At 72.1% G+C, this 23,104-nt stretch carries 21 protein-coding genes; 12 read left to right on the plus strand and 9 right to left on the minus strand.

Features of this window, described 5'->3' with window-relative positions:
* Nucleotides 1-177: 177 nt before the first annotated feature.
* Complete coding sequence (locus BJ992_RS25825; protein WP_343072853.1) at nt 178-1,161, minus strand: C40 family peptidase; 984 nt, start codon at nt 1,159-1,161, stop codon at nt 178-180.
* Between the two features lie 162 nt (nt 1,162-1,323).
* Between BJ992_RS25825 and BJ992_RS25830 the strand changes: the two genes are divergently transcribed.
* Entirely contained in the window at nt 1,324-2,298 is a 975-nt protein-coding gene (locus BJ992_RS25830; RefSeq protein ID WP_184985308.1) for a sporulation protein, read from the plus strand.
* A 120-nt stretch (nt 2,299-2,418) separates the two neighbouring features.
* Here the strand turns inward: BJ992_RS25830 and BJ992_RS25835 are convergent, their stop codons facing one another.
* The gene (locus BJ992_RS25835) at nt 2,419-4,065 is read right to left on the minus strand and encodes an ABC-F family ATP-binding cassette domain-containing protein (protein ID WP_184985310.1); all 1,647 of its coding nucleotides are present in this window, start codon (nt 4,063-4,065) and stop codon (nt 2,419-2,421) included.
* A 107-nt stretch (nt 4,066-4,172) separates the two neighbouring features.
* On the opposite strand from BJ992_RS25835, the gene BJ992_RS25840 reads away from it, so the two are divergent.
* The 3 genes from BJ992_RS25840 (at nt 4,173) to BJ992_RS25850 (ending at nt 6,080) form a co-directional block, all read left to right on the plus strand.
* Entirely contained in the window at nt 4,173-5,003 is an 831-nt protein-coding gene (locus BJ992_RS25840) for a metallophosphoesterase family protein (RefSeq protein ID WP_184988994.1), read from the plus strand.
* Entirely contained in the window at nt 5,000-5,662 is a 663-nt protein-coding gene (locus BJ992_RS25845) for a 4'-phosphopantetheinyl transferase superfamily protein (protein ID WP_184985312.1), read from the plus strand. Before BJ992_RS25840 ends, BJ992_RS25845 begins: the two co-directional genes overlap by 4 nt.
* Before the next feature lie 103 nt (nt 5,663-5,765).
* Nucleotides 5,766-6,080, plus strand: a complete 315-nt coding sequence (locus BJ992_RS25850) for a putative quinol monooxygenase (protein WP_184985314.1) — start codon at nt 5,766-5,768, stop codon at nt 6,078-6,080.
* A 46-nt stretch (nt 6,081-6,126) separates the two neighbouring features.
* On the opposite strand, the gene BJ992_RS25855 is transcribed toward BJ992_RS25850, so the two are convergent.
* Entirely contained in the window at nt 6,127-7,155 is a 1,029-nt protein-coding gene (locus BJ992_RS25855) for an alpha/beta hydrolase (protein WP_184985316.1), read from the minus strand.
* A gap of 74 nt (nt 7,156-7,229) precedes the next feature.
* The gene (locus BJ992_RS25860) at nt 7,230-7,643 is read right to left on the minus strand and encodes an STAS domain-containing protein (RefSeq protein WP_184985318.1); all 414 of its coding nucleotides are present in this window, start codon (nt 7,641-7,643) and stop codon (nt 7,230-7,232) included.
* 97 nt (nt 7,644-7,740) lie between these two features.
* Between BJ992_RS25860 and BJ992_RS25865 the strand changes: the two genes are divergently transcribed.
* Nucleotides 7,741-8,085, plus strand: a complete 345-nt coding sequence (locus BJ992_RS25865; RefSeq protein ID WP_184985321.1) for a helix-turn-helix transcriptional regulator — start codon at nt 7,741-7,743, stop codon at nt 8,083-8,085.
* A 66-nt stretch (nt 8,086-8,151) separates the two neighbouring features.
* Here BJ992_RS25865 and BJ992_RS25870 read toward each other — a convergent pair whose 3' ends face one another.
* Complete coding sequence (locus BJ992_RS25870; protein WP_221474980.1) at nt 8,152-8,598, minus strand: SPW repeat protein; 447 nt, start codon at nt 8,596-8,598, stop codon at nt 8,152-8,154.
* Between the two features lie 132 nt (nt 8,599-8,730).
* Nucleotides 8,731-9,381, minus strand: coding sequence for a pentapeptide repeat-containing protein (locus BJ992_RS25875; RefSeq protein ID WP_184985322.1), 651 nt, complete (start codon nt 9,379-9,381; stop codon nt 8,731-8,733).
* A 143-nt stretch (nt 9,382-9,524) separates the two neighbouring features.
* Here BJ992_RS25875 and BJ992_RS25880 point away from each other — a divergent pair, with 143 nt between their 5' ends.
* The 3 genes from BJ992_RS25880 (at nt 9,525) to BJ992_RS25890 (ending at nt 13,492) form a co-directional block, all read left to right on the plus strand.
* On the plus strand, nt 9,525-10,736 hold the full coding sequence (locus BJ992_RS25880) for a nucleotidyltransferase family protein (RefSeq protein ID WP_184985324.1): 1,212 nt from the start codon (nt 9,525-9,527) through the stop codon (nt 10,734-10,736).
* Nucleotides 10,733-11,953: a M16 family metallopeptidase gene (locus BJ992_RS25885; protein WP_184985327.1), complete on the plus strand. Its 1,221-nt coding sequence runs from the start codon at nt 10,733-10,735 to the stop codon at nt 11,951-11,953. Before BJ992_RS25880 ends, BJ992_RS25885 begins: the two co-directional genes overlap by 4 nt.
* 681 nt (nt 11,954-12,634) lie before the next feature.
* Nucleotides 12,635-13,492, plus strand: coding sequence for a nucleoside-diphosphate kinase (locus tag BJ992_RS25890; protein WP_184985329.1), 858 nt, complete (start codon nt 12,635-12,637; stop codon nt 13,490-13,492).
* Nucleotides 13,493-13,495: 3 nt separating this feature from the next.
* On the opposite strand, the gene BJ992_RS25895 is transcribed toward BJ992_RS25890, so the two are convergent.
* Nucleotides 13,496-14,608, minus strand: coding sequence for a GNAT family N-acetyltransferase (locus tag BJ992_RS25895; protein ID WP_184985331.1), 1,113 nt, complete (start codon nt 14,606-14,608; stop codon nt 13,496-13,498).
* Nucleotides 14,605-15,516: a GNAT family N-acetyltransferase gene (locus BJ992_RS25900; protein WP_184985332.1), complete on the minus strand. Its 912-nt coding sequence runs from the start codon at nt 15,514-15,516 to the stop codon at nt 14,605-14,607. Before BJ992_RS25900 ends, BJ992_RS25895 begins: the two co-directional genes overlap by 4 nt.
* Nucleotides 15,517-15,744: 228 nt before the next feature.
* Here BJ992_RS25900 and BJ992_RS33300 point away from each other — a divergent pair, with 228 nt between their 5' ends.
* Genes BJ992_RS33300 through BJ992_RS25920 form a run of 4 tightly spaced genes read left to right on the plus strand, consistent with a single transcriptional unit; the run spans nt 15,745 to nt 21,942 of the window.
* A complete protein-coding gene (locus BJ992_RS33300; RefSeq protein ID WP_184985334.1) occupies nt 15,745-16,950 on the plus strand; it encodes a hypothetical protein in 1,206 nt (401 codons plus the stop codon).
* Nucleotides 16,947-18,848, plus strand: coding sequence for an aminotransferase class I/II-fold pyridoxal phosphate-dependent enzyme (locus BJ992_RS33305; protein ID WP_184985336.1), 1,902 nt, complete (start codon nt 16,947-16,949; stop codon nt 18,846-18,848). Before BJ992_RS33300 ends, BJ992_RS33305 begins: the two co-directional genes overlap by 4 nt.
* Complete coding sequence (locus BJ992_RS25915) at nt 18,845-20,701, plus strand: DUF4910 domain-containing protein (protein ID WP_184985338.1); 1,857 nt, start codon at nt 18,845-18,847, stop codon at nt 20,699-20,701. The genes BJ992_RS33305 and BJ992_RS25915 overlap by 4 nt, the downstream gene beginning before the upstream one ends.
* Nucleotides 20,698-21,942: an MFS transporter gene (locus BJ992_RS25920; RefSeq protein ID WP_184985340.1), complete on the plus strand. Its 1,245-nt coding sequence runs from the start codon at nt 20,698-20,700 to the stop codon at nt 21,940-21,942. Before BJ992_RS25915 ends, BJ992_RS25920 begins: the two co-directional genes overlap by 4 nt.
* On the opposite strand, the gene BJ992_RS25925 is transcribed toward BJ992_RS25920, so the two are convergent.
* A complete protein-coding gene (locus BJ992_RS25925; protein WP_184985342.1) occupies nt 21,939-22,997 on the minus strand; it encodes an alkaline phosphatase family protein in 1,059 nt (352 codons plus the stop codon). The genes BJ992_RS25920 and BJ992_RS25925 overlap by 4 nt on opposite strands.
* Nucleotides 22,998-23,104: the final 107 nt, after the last annotated feature.

The following is a 23,104-nucleotide window of genomic DNA, read 5'->3' on the forward strand; positions in this document are numbered from 1 at the left end:
GCCCGGAACGCGGCGGGTGAGCGGGGACGCGGCAGGTTCCCCTGCGGATCGACGGCGGACGCCGAGCGGCGCTTTCATCGCGGGGATACGCGTCTGAGGCGGGGGCCGGGTGGCGCTCTCCCGCGTGCCGGAGGTGATGGGTCAGGAGCGGACGTCGAGCGGATCCCGTCGGGTGGGTCAGGGACGGACGGCGCCTACGAAGCGGCTGGTGCCGTAGGAGGAGAGGGTGACGATCTTGACGACGTCGCCGGTGCGGGGCGCGTGGACCATCTTGCCGTCGCCGGCGTAGATGCCCATGTGGCCGAGGCCGTTGCTGAAGATGAGGTCGCCGGGTTCCAGCGCGTTCATGGAGACGCGGCGGGAGGCTCCCCAGGCCCACTGCTGGTAGGTCGTGCGGGGGAGTTTCACGCCGGCGGCGGCCCAGGAGGCCTGCGCGAAACCCGAGCAGTCGTAGGCGCCGGGGCCGGTGGCGCCGTAGCGGTACGGTTTGCCGACCTGCGCGTAGGCGAACTGGAGCGCTTTGCGTGCGCTGCCGGAGGCGGGGCCGTCGTAGGTCACGCCTTTGCTGCTGGGGTTGCCGGGGTTGAACTGGTTGAGGCGGCGCAGCAGGGCCTCCTGCTCCCCCACGAGCTTCTCGACCTTCTTCTTCTCCTTGGCGACGTCGCCGAGCAGGTCGCCGAGCTCGTCGTACGCGGTCTTGGCGTTCGCGCGGCGCACCCGCAGGCCCTTGGTGGCCTTGTCGAAGTCGGTCAGGGTCTGCGCCTGGCCGGCCGACACCTGGCCGGCCACGGCGAGGCCGGCGAGCAGGCCGTCCGGGTCGGCGTCCGACACGATGCCGACGACTGACGACAGGCCGTTGTACTGGTACATGCCGGATGCGGCGGACACCACGCTCTCCCGCAGATCGTCCACCTTGGCCTGTTCCGCGGCGTATTCCTGGTTCAGGCGCTCGTACTTCTTCTTGGACGCCTTGTACTTCTCACTGATGGCGTTGAACCGCTCGACCGTGGCGTCGGCCTTGTCGTTCAGCTGAGCGAGCCTCGCGCGCGCCTGCGCCACGGTGGGACGCGGGTCGGCGGCGGCACCCGCCTGGAACACGAGCAGCAGCGCGGCGGCCAGCCCGGCCGCCGCCGGGATCCGCCTGTTCCTGACGTCGAACACGAACAGAGGTACGCGGCACGTGGCGCGCCGGTTCAACCCCGGAACCAGGAAATTCCCGTGTCAGAAAAAGGCGCGCCGAGCCGCCGTGGAACGGGAACCGCCGCCGGATGCCGCTCGTTCCAGGAGCGATTCCCAGCACCCTCGACACGAGAAAGAGGAACCGTGGTCTTCAAACGCATGCTGAGCGCCTTCGGCGTCGGCGCCCCCTCGGTGGACACCGTGCTCGCCACCACGCGAGTACGGCCGGGTGGGACGCTGAGCGGTGAGGTGCGGCTCAAAGGCGGCGACGTGGACGCCGAGATCGAGCACATCACGCTCGGCCTGGTGAGCCGCGTCGAGGCCGAGCACGGCGCGGACGAGCAGGTCGGCGTGGTGGAGTTCTTCCGCGGCCAGGTCTCGGGGCCGTTCACGCTGCGCGAAGGCGAGGACCGCATGCTGCCGTTCGAGCTGCACGTGCCGTGGGAGACGCCGGTCACCGAGGTGATGGGACAGCACCTGCGCGGCATGTCGCTCGGGGTGCGGACCGAGCTGGCCATCGCCAAGGCCGTCGACAAGGGTGACCTCGACGTGTTCCAGGTGGAGCCGCTGCCGGCGCAGGAGGCCGTGCTGCAGGGGTTCGGCCGGCTCGGGTTCGCCTTCAGGAGCGCCGACCTGGAGGTGGGGCAGATCTTCGGGGTGAGCCAGCAGTTGCCGTTCTACCAGGAGATCGAGTTCTATCCCCCTCCTGCCTACCAGGGTCAGGTCAACGAGGTCGAGCTGACGTTCGTCGCCGGTCCAGGCGGCATGGACGTCATCGTGGAGGCCGACCGGCGCGGCGGCGCGTTCGGCGGCGGCGACGCGACAGCTCGCTGGCAGACCACCCACGCGGACGCCGAGGGCCGCGACTGGGCCGCCGAGATCAACGCCTGGCTCGGCGGGCTGCGGCAGAACTCACACGGCGGCCACCACTCGTACCAGGACAACCACCCCTACCAGGGACACGACGGGTACCACGACCCGCACCACCATGGTCACCACGGCGGGCCGGGGGTCGGCGGTGTCGTCGCCGCGGGTGCGGCCGGGGTGGCCGGCGGGTTCCTCGCCGCCGAGGCCGTCGACGAGATCGGTGACTTCTTCGAAGGCGAGGAGGAGGACTGACCCGAGGGTCGCGCGGGCCGGCCGCCATGCGAGGTGGCCGGCCTGGCCGGTGTGGCGGATCGGCTGCCGTGGCCAGGTGGCCGGTGTGACGGGTCAGGTGGGTCAGGCCGGGGTGGCGGGTCAGGCCGGGGTGACCTCGGTGACGGTCCCCGCGTCGACGCGGATGTGGCGGGTCGTGTGGACGGCCTTGAGCATGCGGCGGTCGTGGGTCACCAGCAGCAGAGTGCCCTCGTAGGTGCCGAGGGCCGCTTCGAGCTGTTCGATGGCGGCCAGGTCCAGGTGGTTGGTGGGCTCGTCGAGCACCAGGAGGTTCACGCCTCTGGCCTGGAGCAGGGCCAGGGCCGCACGGGTGCGCTCGCCTGGGGAGAGCGTGGCGGCGGGACGCAGGACGTGCGCGGCGCGCAGCGCGAACTTGGCGAGCAGTGTGCGGACGTCCGCGGGGGTGAGGTCCGGCACGTGGCTCGCGAAGGCGTCGAGCAGCGGGGTGTCGTCCAGGAACAGCGCACGGGTCTGGTCGATCTCACCGACCGTCACCCCGGCGCCGAGTGCGGCGGCGCCGCCGGTCAGCGGGGTGCGGCCGAGCAACGCCGACAGCAGCGTGGTCTTGCCTGAGCCGTTGGCGCCGGTGACGGCCACCCGGTCGGCCCAGGAGATCTGGAGGTTCACCGGGCCGAGCGTGAAGGACCCGCGGGTCACCACGGCGTCGCGGAGGGTCGCGACCATGGCCCCGGAGCGGGGTGCCATGGCGATCTGCATGCGCAGTTCCCACTCCTTGCGGGGTTCCTCCACCGTGTCGAGGCGTTCGATCATGCGCTCGGTCTGCCGCGCCTTGGCGGCCTGCTTCTCGGTGGACTCGGTGCGGAAGCGTTTGCCGACCTTGTCGTTGTCGGGGGCCTTGCGGCGCGCGTTCTTGACGCCTTTCTCCATCCAGGCACGCTGGGTGCGGGCCCTGGCCTCCAGGGACGCGCGGGTCTCGGCGTACTCGTCGTACTCGGCGCGCGCGTGCCTGCGGGCCACCTCGCGCTCGGTCAGGTAGGACTCGTAGCCGCCGCCGTACACGTTGATCTGCTGCTGGGGAAGGTCGATCTCCACGACGGAGTTGACGGTCCGCGCGAGGAACTCGCGGTCGTGACTGACCACGACCGTGCCGGGACGCAAGGTCGAGACGAACCGTTCCAGGCGTTCCAGCCCCTCCAGGTCGAGGTCGTTGGTCGGCTCGTCGAGCAGGAACACGTCGTACCGGCTGAGCAGCAGCGACGCGAGGCCCGCGCGGGCCGCCTGGCCGCCGGACAGCGCGGTCATCGGCCGGTCGAGGCCGACGTCCAGGCCGATCTCCTCGGTGACCTGCGCGGCGCGCTCGGCGAGGTCGGCGCCGCCGAGGGCCAGCCAGCGCTCCAGAGCGACCGAGTACGCGTCGTCGGCGCCGGGGGTGCCGGCCACGAGGCCCTCGGTGGCGGCGTCCAGGTCGCGCTGCGCGGCGGTGACCCCGGTGCGGCGGCCGAGGAACGCCTCGACGGTCTCCCCCGGACGGCGGTCGGGCTCCTGCGGCAGGTAGCCGACGACGGCCGTGGCGGGGGTCAGTCGCACGGTGCCGTGCTCCGGCGCGGCCAGGCCCGCCAGCATGCGCAGCAGCGTGGACTTGCCGGCGCCGTTCACTCCGACCAGGCCGATCACGTCCCCGGGTGCGACGACGAGATCGAGCCCGGAGAACAGGGACCGGTCGCCGTGGCCCGCGGCGAGTTCCTTGGCGACGAGGGTGGCGCTCATGTGCAAACGGTATCCGGCCGCACCGGTTCCAGGGCTCGTACCCATGGCCGTCCCGGCGCGGTTACGATCGCCGTGTGACGATCGGCGGACGGGCAAGCGGACGGCTGATGGCGATCAGCGACCTTCATGTGGCCTATCCGGAGAACCGCGAGATCGTGCAGGGGTTGCGTCCCGAGTCCGAGGACGACTGGCTCATCGTCGCCGGGGACGTCGGGGAGTTCTTCGCCGACATCGAGTGGGCTCTGCGGTTGCTGGCGGAACGGTTCGCCAAGGTCATCTGGTCGCCTGGCAACCACGAGTTGTGGACGGTGCGCGACGATCCGGTGCGTGCGCGCGGTGTGGAGCGGTACCGCATGCTGGTCGACATGTGCCGGAGCATCGGCGTGGTCACCCCCGAGGACCCCTACGTGGTGTACGACGGCCCCGGGGGCCCGGTGACGGTCGCGCCGCTGTTCACCCTGTACGACTACACGTTCCGGCCGCCTGACCTCTCCAAGGAGGAGGCCATGGCGTGGGCCCAGGAGACCGGCATCGTGTGCACCGACGAGTTCGTGCTCCACCCCGACCCGCACCCCACCAGGGACGCCTGGTGCCGGGCCCGGCTGCGGGAGACCGAGATCCGGCTCGACTCGCGCGACCCCGATCTCCCCACGGTCCTGATCAACCATTGGCCGCTCACCCGCCACCCCACCGAGGTGCTGCGTTATCCGCAGTTCGCGCAGTGGTGCGGCTCGGTCGAGACCGCCGACTGGCACGTGCGGTACAACGCCGCCGCCGTCGTGTACGGCCACCTGCACATCCCGCGCACCACGTGGCACGACGGCGTGCGGTTCGAGGAGGTCTCGCTGGGTTACCCGAGGGAGCGGCGCATGTACGGCTTCGACGGCGCCAAGGCGCTGCGCTGCGTCCTCCCCGCCGCCGACGGAGGCCGCGCGTGATCGACGCCATCCTCCCCCCGGCCGTCGTCGCGGCCGAGTCGTTCGACGATCCGCCGGCCGAGTTGTTCCCCGAGGAGGAGGCCGCGATCAGCCGCGCCGTGGACAAGCGGCGCAAGGAGTTCGCGACGGCGCGCCTGTGCGCGCGGCGTGCCATGGCGGCGCTCGGGGTGCCGGCGGCGCCGGTGCTGCCGGGGCCGCGCGGCGCGCCACAGTGGCCGGCCGGCGTGGTGGGGAGCATGACCCACTGCGACGGTTACCGCGCCGCGGTGCTCGGCCGCGCCGAGCACGTGACGTCCGTCGGCATCGACGCCGAGCCGGACGGCCCGCTTCCTCCCGGTGTCCTCGGCGAGATCGCGCTCCCCGAGGAGCAGGAGCACCTGCGTGCGCTGGCCGCGTCCCGGCCCGGCGTCCACTGGGACCGCATGCTGTTCAGCGCCAAGGAGTCGGTCTACAAGACGTGGTTCCCCTTGACGGGCCGCTGGCTCGGTTTCGAGGAGGCCGTGGTGGCGCTCGACCCCGCCGCGGGGTCGTTCGAGGCGCGGTTGCTGGTCCCCGGACCCGTGGTGGACGGCACCAAGGTCACCGGGTTCGCGGGCCGCTGGCTGGCCGAGCGGGGCCTTGTGGTCACCGCGATCGTCCTGCCGTCCGCCGGTCCCTGAGCGCGGCCCATCAGCCTGCGGTCATAAATCATCCAATTTCGCTTTTGTCAGCGTTCGTCCGATCAGCGCGACGGGTACTCCAGCATCCGAGGGGTGATCGTCCATGGTGACCGTCGGCCTGCTGGTGCGTATCCACGCACGGCCCGGCAAGGAACACGAGATCGAGGAACTGCTGCGGGACGAGATCGGCCTCATCGAGGACGAGTCCGCGTGCGCGGCATGGTTCACGTTGCGCATCGACAGTGGGACCTTCGGCCTGTTCGACACCTTCGACAGCGACGACGGACGCCGCTGCTACCTGCTCGGCAAGATCCAGTCCGCGCTGCTGCACCGCGCGGACGAGCTTTTCACCCGTCCCCCGACGATCGAGAAGGTCGACCTGCTGGCCGCGAAACTGCCGGAGCCCATGGCCCGGTGACCCGCCGTCCGTGCGCCGTGCCACGAGCACGGACGGCGTGGCGCCGTCAGGCGGACAGGCGTTCGGCCAGCCACGCCAGGGAGAGCGGGTAGCGGTAGTCGATGGCGCCGTGTCCGGCGTCGAAGAGCTCGAAGTGGACGGCGTCCTCGCCGACCCCGTGGGCCAGCAGGGCCTTGTGGAAGGCCTGCGCGCCGAGGTCCAGGTAGAACTCGTCGCGTTTGCCGGCGTCGATCCAGATGGCGCGCATGGAGCGCAGGGCCTCGGCGTGCTCGGGGACCATGCGCACGGGGTCCCAGTCGAGCCACCGCTGCCAGGCCTGCGGACGCAGCGCGCCGGTCTCGGGATCGAACGGCAGTTCCGGGACGCCGTCCGGGCCGGGTGAGAAGGCGGCCGAACAGCCGAGCACGATCAGCAGGACCTCGTCGGCGGGGTCGGTGAAGGCCACACGGGACCGGAACCCCTCCCACCAGCGCCGGATGTCGCCGCCGTACTCACGCAGGTGCCGGGTGGCCTTGGCGAACTCCGGCAGGTAGCAGTACTCGTACAGCGTGTCCCCCGCGTGGGTGGCGAGCCCGCCGAACAGGTCGGGCCGGAGCATCGGGGTGATCATGGCGCCGAAGCCGCCGCTGGACTTGCCGGTGATGCCGCGGTGGTCGCGGCCGGCCAGTGTGCGGTAGTGCTCGTCCACCCATGGCACGACCTCGTCGCACAGATACGAGTGGTACGGCCCCGTGCCGGCCGAGTCGACGAACTGGCTGCCGCCGTAGGCGGTCCAGGCGTCCACGTAGACCACGATCGCCGGAGGCGCGGACCCGCCGGCGAACACCTGGTCGGCCGTCTCGATGAACGGCCGCCGGTACGGCGAGCGGTTGCGCCACATCGCGAGGTGACCCGTGTACCCCTGGATGACGTAGATCGACGGGTAGCGCCGGCCGGGCTCGTCGTCGTACCCCGGCGGCACGTACACCCACAGCGGCCGTTCGTGCGGGTCACCCAGGGGGTTGCCGCGCAGCAGCGCGCTGTCGATCACGTGCTCGTCGAGGCGTCCTTCGAGGTCGGCCCGCCAGGGAAGCATGAGTCCTCCATCCGCCGATGTTCCGTCAAAGATCCCCGAGGCATTCTGCCGTTCCTCGTGCCGCGGCGGGACCCTCAAGGCATCGTGGGGAGCCCGGAGCCGTTGGCGCCGGCGGGATCCCAGCCGAGCAGGGACATCAGGCGGCGCACGTGGACCGGGACGTTGTGCAGCCGGGCCGGGCCTTCCGCCGCGGAGGAATCGGGCTGGACGAGGGACCGCAGGCCCGACAGGTCGACGAAACGCAGGCCCGCGACGTCGACGTCCAGCGGGCCGTGCAGCGCGGAGAGGCGGGTGAGCGCGGCGCCGAACGCGGCGCTGTTGGACAGGTCGACCTCGCCGGTGACACGCACCCAGCCGTCCGACGTCCGGGTGACACGCAGGTGAGCATCCTCATAGAGCACGTCCACCGCCATTGCTCCCGCCGTAAGCTCGTTGGTCCACTCGGCCGGATCTCGGCGCAGCGTCCGGAAGCCCCTGCCGCCGCCCACACAAAGGTATTATGATACCTGAATTGCGATTCGCCTATCTGACAGCCAAGATAGCGTGTCGACCCCGCACTTCTCTTCGCGTAGAGAGAAAACTGTGATGCAGGATCCGAAGGACACGGTGAAGGCGCGCGAGGAGCCGGCCGGCGGGAGCCGCTGGACCTTCCTCACCAACCACGCGCGCATCTTGCTGGAGGTCGCCAGGAACCCGCAGGCCAGGCTACGTGACATGGCGGAGCGGGCCGGCATCACCGAGCGCTCGGCACAGCTCATCGTGAACGATCTGGAGGCCGCGGGTTACCTCCAGCGCACCCGGGTCGGCCGCCGCAACCACTACACCGTCGACCCGAGCCGCCGCCTGCGCCACCCCGCCGAGGCCGACCACCGCGTCGAGGGCCTGCTGGCCCTGTTCACCCAGCACGAGGACTCCGAGCCGTCCACCTGACCCCCGCGAGACACGGCGCACGCCCGCGATGCCTTCCAGGCGGTCGCGGGCGCCGGTGCCGGCCGCTCAGCGGTGGCCGTCGCCGCCGAACCTCTGCGGCTTGCGGCGCATCATCCCGAAGGCCATGGCGCCGAGGCCGAGCAGCAAGATGATCGTCCCGATGACCACGTTGCTCCACACCGTCGAGGCGCTGACGGAACGCAGCACGAACGGCGCGATGATCGTCCAGAGTCCGATGACCGGCGCGATCCAGCTCAGCCCGTAGGTGCGGCCGTAGGCCGAGGCGAACCCCATGGCGAGGACGGCGAGCGCCAGCCCGGTGATGAGGTTGTTGACCGCCAGGCGGGAGAACCCGCTGAAACCGACGATCCACGGCGAGATGGCCAGGTAGAGACCGGACACGATGTTGAGTCCCTCGGTCACCTGTGCCACGGGCATCGAGCCCGCGCGCTCGCGTGTCGCGCGCATCTCCTGGATGTCGGGATGCCGTTCCATGCCCGTGGGCCTGACCATGGCTTCCACCACCCTTCCGACTGGCGATTCCTACCTATTCCCGACATACCCCTGCAAAACAGGCAGACCACCATAAACGTCGTAATGTTTACGTCTGCTGGACATAGCGCCAGACCCGTCGGTACAGGCCGGTCAGTGCTTGTCGACGGTGATGCCGAGCAGGTCGGCCATCGCGGGGGCCAGGTCCAGGAGTTGGAGCCTGGTGATGGTGGCGCCGCGCAGGGACGCGACGCCGTCGGTGAGACCGAGTTCGCGTGCGCCGCGCAGGTCGACGTTCTTGAGTTCGGCGCGGCCGAGGCGGGTCTCGTTGAGCACGCAGTCGTCGAACGTCACGTCGGTGAGGGTGGCCTCGGCGAAATCGGCGGCGCGCAGGACGCAGCCGGTGAAGGTGACCTCGCGCAACTTGGCGGCGCGGAAGTTGACCGAGTCGAACTTGCAGCCCTGGAAGACGACCTGGCGCAGGAGCGCGCCGTCCAGGCGCACCCCGGAGAGCGCTCCGCCGTCCACGTCGGTGTGCAGCCACTCGGTCTCGCCGAGATCGGAGCCGACCCAGCGGACCGAGCGCATCCACACGTCGTTGAACCGTGTGCGACGGTAACGGCCCGCCTCGAACGTCACGGAGGTCAGCGCGCTCTCCAGGAACCGGCCGTTCCCGGCGTCGACGTCGCCGAACTCCACATCCCGCACATGGACGGTGTCGTAGTCGCCCTCCCGCGTGAGCGGGCCGGAGAAATCCTCCAGGTACCGCGCGTACGGCAGGTCGTCGAACTCACGGACCGCCATGACGGCACCTCCCCCGTTCCCGCTTCCCCGGTGGCCCGACCCTACCGCTCGCCGGCCGCTTGACCCATTGCTGGAGCGTCTTGTCGGGAAGTTGGTGATCTGTCAGAGTCGGCAGGGATTCGCCGTGGACGGACGGGGGTCACGTGTCGCTGACGTCAGGTGAGCTTGAGGACGTGCTGGTGGCGGTCACCGGCCAGGAGGTGGAGACGCCAGGGGAGATCCTGCACGTCACCCGGCGGGAACAGCCGTCGTTCCTCGCCACGCTGCTGAGCGCGTGGGAACGCGACGGACGCGACATCGGGCCCGGCCTGACGTACGAGCTCACGCAGCTGCGGCGGCGCACGGAGTTCTACCAGGAGGTCCGGGGCCGGCTGGCGCGGGAGTGGGATGATCCGGTCTCGCTGAAGGGACTGGAGGTCGCCGACCGGTACCCGGCGCCGCTGTTGCGGTACATGAACGACCTGGACTACTGGGTGCCGGAGCAGGAGCGGCTCTGGGGGATGGCACGCCGGCTGGTCGACGACGGATGGGCCGTGCACAGCGCGACGTTCCTGCGGTACGACGGCGAGCTGCACGTCATCGTGAGCATGCGGCGGTTCCCCGAGGATCCCTACGCGCTGTCGTACGGCGTGGAGATCGGCACCCCCGCGTTGCTCGGCGACCGGCTCGGGGTGCCGACGCGGATGCGGCTGCCGGCGCCGTGCGCCGATCCGGTCGCCAAGAACCTGGTGGCGATGCTGATGGAGCGGTTCGAGCAGCCGTTCCGGGCCCGTGACCTGGTGGACGCCTCGGTGCTGCTCGGCGACGCGCCGCCGGCGTCGGTGAAGTCCTGCGCGCTCGCGGTGCACGAGCTCGGGTTGTGGCCCGAGTACGCGGAGCTGGTGGAGTTGCTCGGCCGCACGCCGCTCGAGGTGCCGCGCCTGCCGGGTGACCTGCGCACGCTGAGCGTCGCGGCGCGCGCCAGGCGGCGGGCCACGACGGCCGGAGCGCTGCGCCGGCCGCTCGACTTCGCGCTCAAGGGCCTGCAGAACCACATGATGACCGGCGGCTCCGGCCTGCTGTCCCGGCGTGCCTGGGGCCTGGCCGAGCGCAGGCTGGACGCGCGCGCCGCGCTGAAGGCGGGCCTGCTGCTGTTCGCGCTGCCGGTGGACACCGGCCGGCGGGCTCCGCGCGCCGAGCTGTACGACCGCGGCGGCACGCTGTGGGCCGACACGCCGGTCGGCAGCTTCGTCCTGGTGCACGGCGACGAGATCGACGAGGACGCGCTCGACGGCGCCAAGGCCACCGGTGACGTCGGGGACTCCGAGGAGGCGAGGGCCGCCAGAGGCGCCACGGACGGTGAGGAGGACCGATGAGGGAGCCCGAGCGGGCCGCGCTGGACAACGGGGTGCCGGTGTGGGTGCTCAGGAGGCCGGGGGCCACCGCCACGTCGGTGACGACGTGGCTGCTCACCGGGTCGCGGTACGAGCCGGAGCGGGTGGCGGGTGGCACGCACCTGCTCGAGCACATCCTGATGCAGGCGCCGCTGCCGGAAGGCCGGCCGGTGGACCTGCTCGAAGGGCTCGGCGGCGAGGCCAACGCCATCACCAGTCGCGACCACCTGGTGCTGTACGCGCGGGTGCCGTCGCCTGAGGCGCCGGCCGCGCTGGAGATCCTCGGCCGCGCGCTCGCCACCCCGTCGCTCACCGAGGACGTGCTGGAGGCCGAGCGCAAGGTCGTGCAGGAGGAGCTGCGGCTCGCGGCGGGTGACCCGTTCGACATCGTGCACGACGTGTTCTACGACGTGGCGTTCTCCGGCCACCCGCTGGCGAGGCCGGTCGGCGGTACCGCGGAGAGCGTGGAGAACGTCGGTCTGGCCGACCTGCGTGCCTTCCATGAGCAGTGGGTGCGCGCCGGGTCCGCCGGGGTGATCGTGTGCGGCGACATGACGACCGAGGCGGTGCTCGCGGTGCTGTCGGCGGGGCCGCTCGCCTCACTTCCCCCCGCCGCCGCGGCCGCCGGTCACGGCACACCGCGGGTGTCGGGTGGCCGGCGCGATCTGGCGCTCAACAACGACTCGGCCGGGGTGGTGCTCGGCGGGCCCGCCGTGCCGTACGGACATCCGCTGCTGCCGGCGTGGCAGGTGCTGATGGACCTCGTCGCGGGGGCCAGCTCGGCGCTGCTGTTCGAGGAGATCAGGAACCGCAGGGGCCTGGCGTACGAGATGTGGGGTTTCACCAACGCCTACCGCGACACCGGTGTGTGGCGCGCGTTCGTCGCCACCGCGCCTGAGCACGCCGAGGAGGTCGTGGCGCTCGGCACGTCGCTGCTGCGGGAACGGGCCGAGCGCGGCTGGAGCGCCGAGGAGGTCGAGGTCGCCACCCGGCGTACGGCGGGGCTGCTGCAGCTGGAGACCGAGCAGTCGCTCGAGGAGGCGCTGCTCTACGGCCGCTACGGCCTGATCCCCGGTCACCCCTCGTGGACCCTGGCCGGACAGGTGGCCGCGATCCGCGCGGTGACGGCGGACGACGTGCTGTCCTGCCTGCGCATGGCGATCGACCCGATGATCGTGTCGGTGGCCGGAGTCGAATGATGCGGCGCCAGCCATTGACTAATGCGCCACCATCCCCGAAAACTCAGTAAATAGCGCCATTCGCCAGGTTTCATGAATGGTGGTCCTCGCCGAGCCCATGGGTGACCGCGGGTCTCGGCGTACGGGTTCACGCAGGGGGTGAGCATGGACCGTCACAAGAAGGCACTGCGCCGTCCGAAGATCAACGGAAAGAAGGGCTGAGAAATGGACCGTCACGCGCTCGCATCGCGCCGTCCGAAAACCAGGAAGACCAAGAAAGGCTGACCATGGACCGCGGCTATGTCCAGTTACGCCGTCCGAAAATACGTAAGTCCAAAAAGGGCTGAGCAGCGCCGGCCCCGCGACGTCGCAAGGAAGTGACCCATGGACCGAGACCACCGCAACAGCCGCCGGCCACGAGTGAGGAAGGGCCGCTCATGAACCGTGCACGTGTCGCACTTCGCCGTCCCCGTACCCGCACGAAGAAGGGCTGACCATGGACCGCGCACGAGTCGCACTTCGCCGTCCCCGTACCCGCACGAAGAAGGGCTGACCATGGACCGCGCACGCCGACTGCTCCGCCGTCCCACAGTGCGCAAGCCCAAGTAGGGACGATGGACCGTAAAGGCAAGGCGGCCCGCAGGCCGCGCGTCCGCAAAGGCTGACCGCCGCGCGGGACCGACCGAACGACAGGAGCGATGAGTGACGACGATCGACTGGCAGCGGACCGCTCTCATGCTGTTGCCGCCTGACGCGCTCGAACGTCACCTCTGCTCCCCCGTCCTGGACATGCTGGACCGGCACGGCTTCACGCCGGTCCGCCACGAGGTGCTGTGGCACCGGCCCCCCGGCCAGGACGCATGGCAGGAACGCAACATCACTTCCGTGTGGAAGGCCTACTTCTACCGGCAGGTCGATCTGGTCTTCGACCTCGGGCCGACCATCGCCCTGCTGGTAGAGGACAGGCGGCCGTCCGGCGCCACCCACGAGCGCCTGCGCGCGCTCAAGGGGGCCAGCGATCCCGCCGAGGCGGCCCCCGGCACGATCCGCCGGGACCTGCGCGGCATCAACGTGATGCTCGACATCGTGCACACCTCCGACAGCCCCGAGGACTCCGAGCACGAGGCCTCGGTGTTCTTCGGCCCCGGCCTCGGCAGGCCGCTGGACGGCGGCCTGGCCGAGCTGCGCGACCTCGTGGGCCTGCTGGAGGCCGGCGTCCCGAAGGAGACCCGCGAGTACGACGACGTCCGCGTCGGGCTGCGCGCCAAGATCGTCGCGGCGCTGTGGCCCGAGCTCGGGGAGCTCGGCCGCAAGCTCGCGCCTGGCCTGGTCGCCGACCCGCGGCCCGGCGCCGGAGCCGAGCTGGCCGCACTGCTCCCCGGAGGCGACGCGCATCCGCTGGCGGAGATCGTGGCCTGCGAGTTCCTCCCCGATCACCCCAGGGTCGACCTGAAGCGCGCGGCGGCGAAGCTCGCCGTCCACGGCCTGCCTCTGGACCGCTGGGAGAACGTCGTCCTGCAGACCTCCATGCTCTTCCCGCCGCTGCGCCGCTCCACCTAGGCCCTAGGCCAGCCGGGTCGTCCGCGCGCTCTCGGTCACCGCGGGAGCGAGGCGGCCGTCCAGCGGCAGGATCCAGCCCGGCAGCTCGGTCGCCGTGCAGCCCCTCGCGGTCTTGGCCTCCGTGCTTCCCTGGCCGTAGTGGAGGCGGCGGACACCGGCGCCGTACGCGAGACGCGCGGGTTCGTAGAAGACGGTGGCGAAGTAGGCATGGCGCGCGTCGGGACGCGTGTAGTCCATACCGGTGCTCACGCAGTACCAGACGCCGCCGTGCGTGACGAACAGCGCGTAGCCGACGAGAGCACCGGCGATCTCGGCGCGGAACAGCAGAGCGCCGCCGGCGCACAGACCTTCGAGGCGCGCACGGATCCCCTCACGGCCGGAGGGGACGCCGTTGTACTTGGCCGAGTGGCCGCGCTTGAGCTCCACCACGTCCTGCGGCGGCTGGGTCACCTCGGCGGCCCGCACGGTCATGCCGGCCTCGGCGAGCCGCCGCAGTTCGCGCCGCGCCTCGGTGCGGCGCTTGCGCGGCAGGGACGCCAGGTAGTCCTCGAACCGGTCCCCCAGCGGCGCCAGCTCGCAGGTGTACGCCAGGGGGACCCGCAGGAAGCCGCGGGCCGCCAGCTCGCCTTGAAGCGCGCCGGCCGACGGCGGGGTGTACAGGAACGCCACGGCCCGCAGCGACCGTTCCCCGGCCCACGCCACGATCGCGTCGCACAGCTCCCCGAGCGCCGCGGGGTCGCCGGCCAGCGGGCCGAGCGGGTGGCACTCGTAGCCGGGGAGCATGACGACCAGGTAGGGGTGCCAGGCGGCGTCGGGTGGCGCGCCTGCGAGGGGACGCAGCGCGCGGGTGGCGGCGGCCAGCGGCAGCTCCACCGGGTCGCCGGTGAGGATGTACGGAAGGCTGAACACCTCGCGGCGGCCTCCGGCGTCCGGCACCGTGCCGTACAGAGCGAGGACCGGGGTGCCGGAGTCGTGGAGCGTGAAGGTGTACGCGGCGCCGGGGATCCGGCCGCGCATGGCGGCAAGCCAGCGTTCGGTGGCGAAGAGCGGACCGCCTTCGGCGAGCGCGGCCCACTCGGGGGGACGGCCGGGGTGCGCCGTGAAGCGCCGCGTCACCTGGCCGGACGCGCGGGAAGCAGGCAGGCGTCGAGCGCCAGCGGCGTGAGGCCGTGCCGGCGTTTGAAGACGTGGTTGCCGCGACCGCCTTCCAGGGTGTCGCGGCCCTCGGCGAGCGCCTGGGCCACCGAGGTGGTGTACAGCAGCGGGTAGGGGCTGTAGTTGCCGCCGACGTCGTAGTGGACGCCGCAGGCCCAGGCGTGGAACCGGGTGCGGTCGCGCAACGAGACGGCCACCCCGACCAGGCGTTCCTCCTCATGGATCTCGATGACGCAGGCGGCGTCGCCGAGCGCGGTGACGAACCCGGTGAACAGCTCCTCTGGGTAGTAGCCGCCGGTGCCGTGCCGCTTGGAGGTGGCGGCGCACAGCGCGGTGACCGCCGCCAGGTCCACGTCCCGCGGCGGCGCCACCCGGACGCGCACCCCGGCGTCGGCGGCGCGGCGTCCGTTGCGGCGGTAGTTCTTGCGGCCGGTGGGCCGCGCGCCGGCGATGAAGTCGTCCACCCGCGTCATCCCCCGCAGGTCCACCTGGTAGCGGTCCTCGATGTGGTGCGCGGGAAAGCCTTCGGCGAGCAGGGCCTCGCGCAGCCACGACCCGGCCGGCACGTTGACGAAGCCGTACCAGGCGGCGCCGAGGTCGCGCGCGAGGTCACACATGGCGCCGGTCACCGCGGCGACGTGCGCCGGTGTGGACGCGCCGGGGATCCAGGCGTCGTAGCAGTGCCACACGTGGCTGAGCAGGCCGCGTTCCTCACCGGTCACGGGGTAGCGCGCGCGGAGCTGGCGCAGCGGGTCCAGGCCGCGCAGCAGGGAAACGGGGAGCACCGCGACGGCACGGCCCCGGTCGCGGACCACGAAATAGGAGAAGGACTCGATGTCGGTCAGCGGAAAACGCTCATAGGTACGCAAATAGTGCGCCTGATAAAAAACCGGCGCTCCCGCCTCAGATACAACATCATCCCATTCGGTCAAGTCAACGGCATCGATGGACTTGTGAACGTCGACCGTCAAAGCTGAGCTCAACGCGTACCCCCGAGATTCACGTGGCCGAAGTGCACGCCTGTCAACGCTTGACGCGAATGCCGTAAATGACCCCATACTAAGCCGAAGTCGCCGCCCTAGCGAGGGAGAAAAGTCGTGGCTCACGTGGTCTTCCACAACAAAGTCGGTGGATCCGAGACACTGGACGCGACACCGGGACGGCCACTCACCGAGGTGCTCACCGCGCACGGCATCCCGGTCAACGCCGTACTCACCACGGTCAACGGCAAGATCGCACCTGAGGAGACCACGACCGTCGGCCCCGACGACGTCATCGAGATCCGCCAGGTGCGCCACTACGACATGGACGTCACCCGGCGTCCCGCGCGCACCGTCTACGGCACCTCCGACCCGATCTACGCCAAGACCGTGCTCTTCGACATCTCGGGACGGCTGGAGCAACGCGTCGAGCAGTTCGACGCCGAAGGCTTCGTGCGGTACGTCGAGGAGGCGTTCGTGCAGAGCGTGCTCAGCCACGGTGTGCTGCGCGCCGGGGACTCGGTCGTCATCGGCCTGTCCGGCGGACGCGACAGCGTGGCGTTCCTCAAACTGCTCGAACGCACCGGCAGCCGCTTACCGGACTTCTCCATGACGTCGGTCACCATCACCGGCCTGCCGGACTGGGAGGAACCCGCGACGTTCGCCGCGGCCCGCGCGTCGGCCGCCGGGCTCGGCATCGACCAGGTCATCGTGACCGCCACGGACATCGAGCGCGTGTTCCGGCTGCGCAAGCCGTTCGTCGAGGCCATGAACAGCGTCGTGTCCGGCGAGAACCGGCACCTCAACATGGTCGTCGGCCACCAGGTGCTGCGGCGCATGCTGGAGAACCACGCGCAGGAGATCGGCGCCGGCACCGTGGCGTTCGGCTTCAACGCCGACGACCTGGTGGCGAGCATGGTGACGTGGCTGACCAGCGGGTACCGCATGGGTGGCATCCCGGTGCGCGAGCTCGGCGGGCTGCGGTACATCTTCCCGCTGTACCGCATCACCAAGAAGGAGCTGATGCTGTACCTGGAGCTGGTGGCCCCCGAGCTGAACCGCCAGGGGACACCGGGCCGGTTCACCACGGGGCCGCAGGAGCGGTCGATGGCGTACGCCATGGCCGACCACCTGTACGGCCTGTGGCCCGGCATCGACTACTACCTGTTCGAGTCGTTCGCCACCATGCAGCGGTACATGTTCCCGCTGGTCGAGCAGAAGTGCCGGGTGTGCGAAGGGGTCTACATCCTGCAGGAAGGCGTGCCGAACCCGGCCGACCTCTGCGACGTGTGCGACTTCTTCGGCCGCCAGGAATTCTCGTGACCCGTTGGTACGCCGACTACTTCACCGCCGACTACTGGAGCTTCGCACGGCACGAGTACACCGCGGAGCGCACCGCCGGCGAGGTCGCGTACCTGCTCAAGACCCTCGCGGAACACGCGCCTGGCCGCCGGGTGCTCGACCTCGGCTGCGGCGTCGGACGGCACGCGGTGCCGCTCGCCGAGCACGGCCACGACGTGACCGGCGTGGACGTGTGCCGCTGGGCCCTGGACCAGGCAGGCGCGGCGGCGGGCCGCGCCGGGGTGCCGCTGCGGCTGGTGGAGGCCGACCTGCTCGGCGGGGGGCCGCTGCCTGAGGCCGACGCGGTGATCTGCCTGCAGGCGTTCGGCTGGGGGGACGACGGCGAGCAGCTCCGGATGCTGCGCCGGGTGCGGGACGCGCTGGCGCCTGGCGGGCTGCTCGTGCTGGACCACTCCAACGTGGACGCGATCCTGCGGCACTACCGGCCGACGGCGCGGTTCGAGGCCGAGGGGACGGTGTTCGACTTCTTCCGTTCCTACGACACCTTGTCCGGCCGGAGCCGGGGAGAGCTGCGGGTGACGTACGCCGGCGGGAAGGTGGCGCGACTGCTGGACGACGTGCGGCTGTACCGGCCCCCTGAAGTGGCCGGGCTGCTGGCCGCCGCCGGTTTCGACGTGCTGCGCGCCGACGCCGCCTTCACCTCCGGCGCCGCCGTGGACCTCGACACCCGCTACGTGCAGTTCGTGGCCCGGCGCCGCGAGGTCCCCCGGCCCGCCGTTCTCGACCACCGGTCCCCGGCCTCCGGCACGCTCGACCTGCGCTCGGCACCGGACGAGGTGGAGTACGTCCAGGACGTCCTCACCGAGGTCTGGTCCGGACTCGGCACCGGCGCGTCCCCTGCGCTGCCTTTTCCGGCGACCGCCGCGTCCCCGGCCGCGCTTCTTCCGCCGACCGCCGCATCGGTAGCCGCTGCCGCGCCTTCTTCGGCGGCCACGCCTGTGTCCTCCGCCGGAAGCGCGGTCGGCGGGGATCTGCTCGACCTCTCCAGGGACTACGCGTTGCGCGACCCCTACGGCGGGGAACGCGCGGCCCCCGTGCTTTCGCGGCATTTCGGGACCGAGATCACCCCTGACCGGGTTGTCGCGGGGGCCGGTACCACCGGACTGCTCGCCGCGCTGAGCGCGCTCGCGGCGCCTGGCACCGTGTTGTGCACCCCGTACGCGCACCCCGACCTCCTCGGCTGGGCCGCCACGCACGGCGCGGAACTGCGTGTCTTCGACCCGGCCGCCGGCGACGCCGCCGAGGTCGTCGCCGCGGCCCGGCCGTCCCTGATCGTGGTGGAACGGCCAGGGGTGCTCGGCGACCTGCTGCCTGCCGAGCGGGTCGCGGCGCTGGCCGAGGCCGCCGCCGAGGCGGGGTCCCTGCTCGTGCTCGACGAGGCCTGCGCCGCCTACGCGGGACCGGAGGCGAGCGCCGTCCCCCTGACGTCCCGCCTCCCGGGCCTCGTGGTGCTGCGCAGCCTCTCCAAGGGGTACTGCTGCGGCGGCCTGCGCGCCGGTTTCGCCGTCTGCTCCGCCGGCGCGGCACCGGCCCTGCGCCGGGTCGCGCCGCCGCTCGCGGTCGCGTCGCTCTCCTTACGGTTCGCGCTGCGCCTGCTGTCCCGTGGCGACCTGCTCACCCCCCTGCGCACCGCGCTCGCCACCGCCAAACCGGCCCTCGTGGACGGCCTGCGCGACCTCGGCGCCACGGTCGTCCCCGGTCATCCGGCACTCCCCTGGGTCGTCGTCGAAGGCACGCCGCCGGACGGCGTCACCGGCAAGCCCGTCCGTCCCCTGACCGGCGGCCCCGCTGTGACGAGGGTGAGCGTGCCGCTGTCGGCGGAGCGGCGCGCGGCGTTCTCCCGCCTGGTGGGCCGGTGAACGTCCGGGAGGTCGTGCGGGACCTGTCCGCCGGGTTCGGCGCCGAGGCGGCCATGGCGGACGTCGCGGCGTTGTGCGGGTCCGACCGGTACCAGGCGTCCGACGGCATCGCCGAGGCCGCGCGGTACGTCGCGGCGCGGGCCGAGGAGGCGGGGCTGCGCGACGTGCGGGTCCACGAGTTCCCGGCCGACGGGGCGCGGCGGTGGTGGTCGTTCCGCGCGCCGGTGGGGTGGAGCCCGGTCTCCGGGGTGCTGCAAGGCGGCGGGGTGACGGTCCGGTACCCCGAGGAGCCGTTCACGCTCGCGGCGTACTCAGGTGGTGGCGGCGGCGAACTCGCCGTGTACGGGGTGGCGGATGTCGCGGAGGCGCGCGGCGCGGTGGTGCTGCACGACGACGTGGCGGTGCCGCTGAGCGAGGTGCTCGGCCTCGCGGAGCGGCACGGTGCCGCCGGGGTGGTCACCGAGCAGGTCTCCCCCGGCGGGGGGATCGGCCGGGTCGAGCTGCGGGCCGGGGGGTCGTCGTTCGCGTTCAGCGTGCCGCGTGGCGCGGTGCGGCGGCTGGCCGAAGCGGGACGGGTGCGGGTGGCCGTCGCGGTGGAGCGAGGTGCGGCCATGCCGGTGGTGACCGGGGTGCTGCCGGGGGACGGCGGCGAGATCCTGCTGTACGCGCATCTGTGCCACCCCCGGCCGAGCGCCAACGACAACGCCACGGGGGTGGCGGCGCTGCTCGGGGCCGCGCGGGTGCTGGCGGCGCGTGCGCGGCGCAGGCCGGTGCGGTTCGTCTGGGGTCCTGAGTTCACGGGGATGGCGGCGTACCTGCACGACGTGGCGGAGCAGGCGCCGTTCGCGGCGGTCAACGTGGACATGGCCGGAGAGGACCAGCGGCTGTGCGGGGGGCCGCTCATCGTGGAGCGGTGTCCCGACCACCTGCCGGGGTTCGTCGGCGCGCTCGCCGAGCACGTGGTGGCCTGTCTGCCGCAGGCGGCGCGCTCGTACGCGGGGACGGTGGAGTGCGACACGTGGGCCTGGCGCGCCACACCGTTCGTCGGGGCCTCCGACCACAGCCTGCTGGTGGATCGCTCGGTCGGCACACCGGTCGTGACGCTCGGACACTGGCCGGACCGCTTCAACCACAGCTCAGGCGACACCCTCGACAAGGTCGACCCGGCCGAGCTGCGCCGCACCGCGACGGTCGCCGCCGCCACCGCCGCCGTGCTCGCCGAGGCGACCCCGCGTGACCGGCCCGAGCTCGAAGGCATCGCGCTGCGCTGGGCCGCGGCGCGCCTGATGGAGTGCGTCCCCTCCCCCGGGGCCGCGCCGCCGCGGCACCGCACGGAGGTGGGGCTCGCCGCGCTGCGGCACCGCACGGAGGTGGGGCTCGCCGCGCTCGGCTGGCTGGACGAGGTGTGCGGCGGCCACGGGGACGAGCAGGCGCGGCGGTGGCTCACCGGCCTCGCCGAGCACGTCGGCACACTGCTGCCGTCCGGCGCGCCGCAGGACGTACCGGCGGGCCCGCCGGTACGCCGGTGCTGGCCGGGGCCGTTCAACGTGCGCGGCTTCGCCGAGGCGGCGGGGGACGCGGGCCGGGCCTGGGTGGACGCGCGGCTCACCGCCGACCGCGCCGGAGGCTACACGCGCATGCTGGCCCTGGCGCACGCCGTCGACGACGTGCGCGACCGCGCACAGGTGGCCGGGTACGCCACACTGGCCTCCGGCCTTCCGATCGGCGACGGCTTCGCCGGCGAGTTCATCGACCTGCTGGTGGCCGCCGGCTGGGCCGAGGAGGACGGGACCACGTCCCCTGCGGCGGTCGCGCCTGCCGTACGACCCCCGACACCGAAGGAGGGCCCGTGACGTCCGCGACACCGGCCACACCCAAGGACAGCGCGGCACGGCCGATGCGACGGCTGATGCGTGACCGCCGGTTCGTGCTGCTGTTCGCCGGCCAGGCGATCAACATGTTCGGCGACCGCGCGTTGCTGATCGTCCTCGCCATCTGGGTGAAGGAGCTGACCGGCTCGGACGCGCTGGCCGGTGTGATCTTCGTGCTGCTGGCGGTGCCGTCGCTGCTGGCCCCGGTGACCGGCCTGATCGTGGACCGGTTCCCGCGCCGCGCGACGCTCATCGTGAACGACCTGGTGGCGGCGGCCCTCGTGCTGTGCCTGCTGCTGGTGCGCGGCCCCGGGGACATCTGGATCGTGTTCGCGGTCACCCTCGGGTACGGCATCTCGAACGCGATCTTCAACGCGGCGCGCGGCGGCCTGCTGCACTCCATGGTCCCCGCCGAGCTGCTCGGCGACGCCAACGGCCTGTTCGGCTCGCTCGCGCAGGGCCTGCGCATCCTCGGCCCGCTGCTCGGCGCGGGCCTGTTCGTGGCGCTCGGGCTCGGCGCGGTGGCGATCCTCGACGCCGGCACGTTCCTGCTGTCGGTGGTGGTCCTGCTGCTGCTGCGCCGCACCCCCGACCTGGTGCGGTCCGGCGACGGTGAGAAGGGCCACCTGTGGCGTGACCTGACCGCCGGGGTGCGGCACATCATCGGGGACCGGGAACTGCGTGGCGCGGTCGTCGCGCTCGGGCTGGCGCTCGGCGCGGCCGGTCTGATCAACCCGGCGATGTTCGCGGCCGTGGACCAGGGCCTGAACCGTTCGTCGGCGTTCATCGGGGTCGTCGCGGCGTTCCAGGGAGCGGGGTCCATCGCGGGGGGTCTCATGGTCGGCACGCTGATCCGCCGGTTCGGCGAGCGGCGCACGGCCGCGATCGGGTTCCTGTTCAGCACGGTCGGCCTGGTGCTGGTCATCCCCACGAGCGAGGCCGGCATGTGCGCCGCCGGGGTGCTCGTCGGGGTGTCCATCCCGGTCTTCATGGTGGCGACGACGACGCTGGTGCAGCGCAGCACGGCCAAGGAACTCCAGGGACGGGCTCTCACCGCGATGGACGCGCTGATCGACATCCCGTTCGTCGGGTCCCTGGCGCTCGGGTCGTTCATCATCCAGTTCGTGGAGTACCGCCTGGTGTACGCGTTCAGCGCGCTGGCGTTCGCGGTGGTCGCGCTGTTCGTGCTGCTGCCGCGCCGCGACCGGGCCGCGGTGGTCTAGCCCCAGGTGGCGAGCGGCACGGCCGTCTCGTCCTCGGTGCGGCCCCCGTGCTCGTACGCGAAGCCCGGCACCGGCAGCGGGAAGCGCGGGGAGGTGGCGACGGCGACGACGCCGCCGAGGCGTTCGCGTACGGCCGGGGTGAGGTCCATGAGGCCGAGCGACGGCAGTTCCTCGGCGTCCACGACGAGCGCGTGGTCCCCGAGCGCGTCACGCAGCCGGTCGGCGGCCTCGGCCCGCCGTTCCTCCCGTGGGTACAGCCACCGGACCCGGCCGGCGCCTCCCGCCGGCAGCGCGCACAGCTCGGGGGTGTCCACCCGGGCCCACGCCTCTTCGAGCGCGGTGTCGCGTACGCAGCGGACGTGGCCGTGGTCGGAGTGCGCGAGCACCGTCCAGCCGCGCTCGACCCAGCCGAGCGCGTGGCGTTCCAGCGCGCGCAGCGCGTCGAGCGCGCGGGTGTCGTACCCGTGGCGGTGCAGGTGGAGGTCGAGGTTGACGTAGATCCACAGCAGCAGCGGCCGGTCGTCGCGGTGCGCGGCGAGCGCACGGCCGACGTCGCGGCCGACGGCGGCGGCCAGCGAGGCCGGGTCGCCGGCCTCGGCGTCCAGTGCCTGCGGATCGGGTTTCGGCCCGCGTTCCGCGCCGCGCAGCAGAGCGGTCACCCAGGGGCCGGTGAGCGTGTCCAGCTCGCGTCCGGCGACGACGACGCGTGCGCGGGACGCCGCGGCCTCGAAGACCGTGGGGAGCGCGCGCAGCGTGTCGAGGGGACGTGGCGCGGCGGCCAGCGGATCGCCGGTGATGACGTCGACGAGGACGTCCTCGGCGGGTGACCGGTAGACGGCGCCGACGACGAGGTGGCCGTGCACCGCCGCGCCGGTGACGGCGGTCATCCACGCCGTGGCGGAGGTGCTGGGGAAGGTGGACGTCAGGACGACGGTCTCGGCGGCCGTCCAGGTCTCGGCCGCGGCGCGCGCGGAGAGGCCGTCCACCGCGAGGACGACGACCCCCCGGCCGGCGCGTTCGAGCGTCCCGAGGATGTGGCCGGGGACGGCGCGCAATGATAGCCGGGGATGCGGGTGGTCAGCACCCCCGGACACCATCCTGTGGTTTTTCACCCGCTACACCACAAGAGTCCCTTAACTCCGATTTCGGCTTGGCACCGAAA

The sequence above is a fragment of the Sphaerisporangium rubeum genome, from assembly GCF_014207705.1.
Classification (GTDB): domain Bacteria; phylum Actinomycetota; class Actinomycetes; order Streptosporangiales; family Streptosporangiaceae; genus Sphaerisporangium; species Sphaerisporangium rubeum.

Coding starts and splice junctions, on each gene's coding strand:
- BJ992_RS25850 (WP_184985314.1), top strand. CDS start 5,766: ATGGTGACCGTCGGCCTGCTGGTGCGTATCCACGCACGGCCCGGCAAG.
- BJ992_RS25855 (WP_184985316.1), bottom strand. CDS start 7,155: ATGCTTCCCTGGCGGGCCGACCTCGAAGGACGCCTCGACGAGCACGTG.
- BJ992_RS25835 (WP_184985310.1), bottom strand. CDS start 4,065: ATGAGCGCCACCCTCGTCGCCAAGGAACTCGCCGCGGGCCACGGCGAC.
- BJ992_RS25885 (WP_184985327.1), top strand. CDS start 10,733: ATGAGGGAGCCCGAGCGGGCCGCGCTGGACAACGGGGTGCCGGTGTGG.
- BJ992_RS25875 (WP_184985322.1), bottom strand. CDS start 9,381: ATGGCGGTCCGTGAGTTCGACGACCTGCCGTACGCGCGGTACCTGGAG.
- BJ992_RS25865 (WP_184985321.1), top strand. CDS start 7,741: ATGCAGGATCCGAAGGACACGGTGAAGGCGCGCGAGGAGCCGGCCGGC.
- BJ992_RS25870 (WP_221474980.1), bottom strand. CDS start 8,598: ATGGTCAGGCCCACGGGCATGGAACGGCATCCCGACATCCAGGAGATG.
- BJ992_RS25840 (WP_184988994.1), top strand. CDS start 4,173: ATGGCGATCAGCGACCTTCATGTGGCCTATCCGGAGAACCGCGAGATC.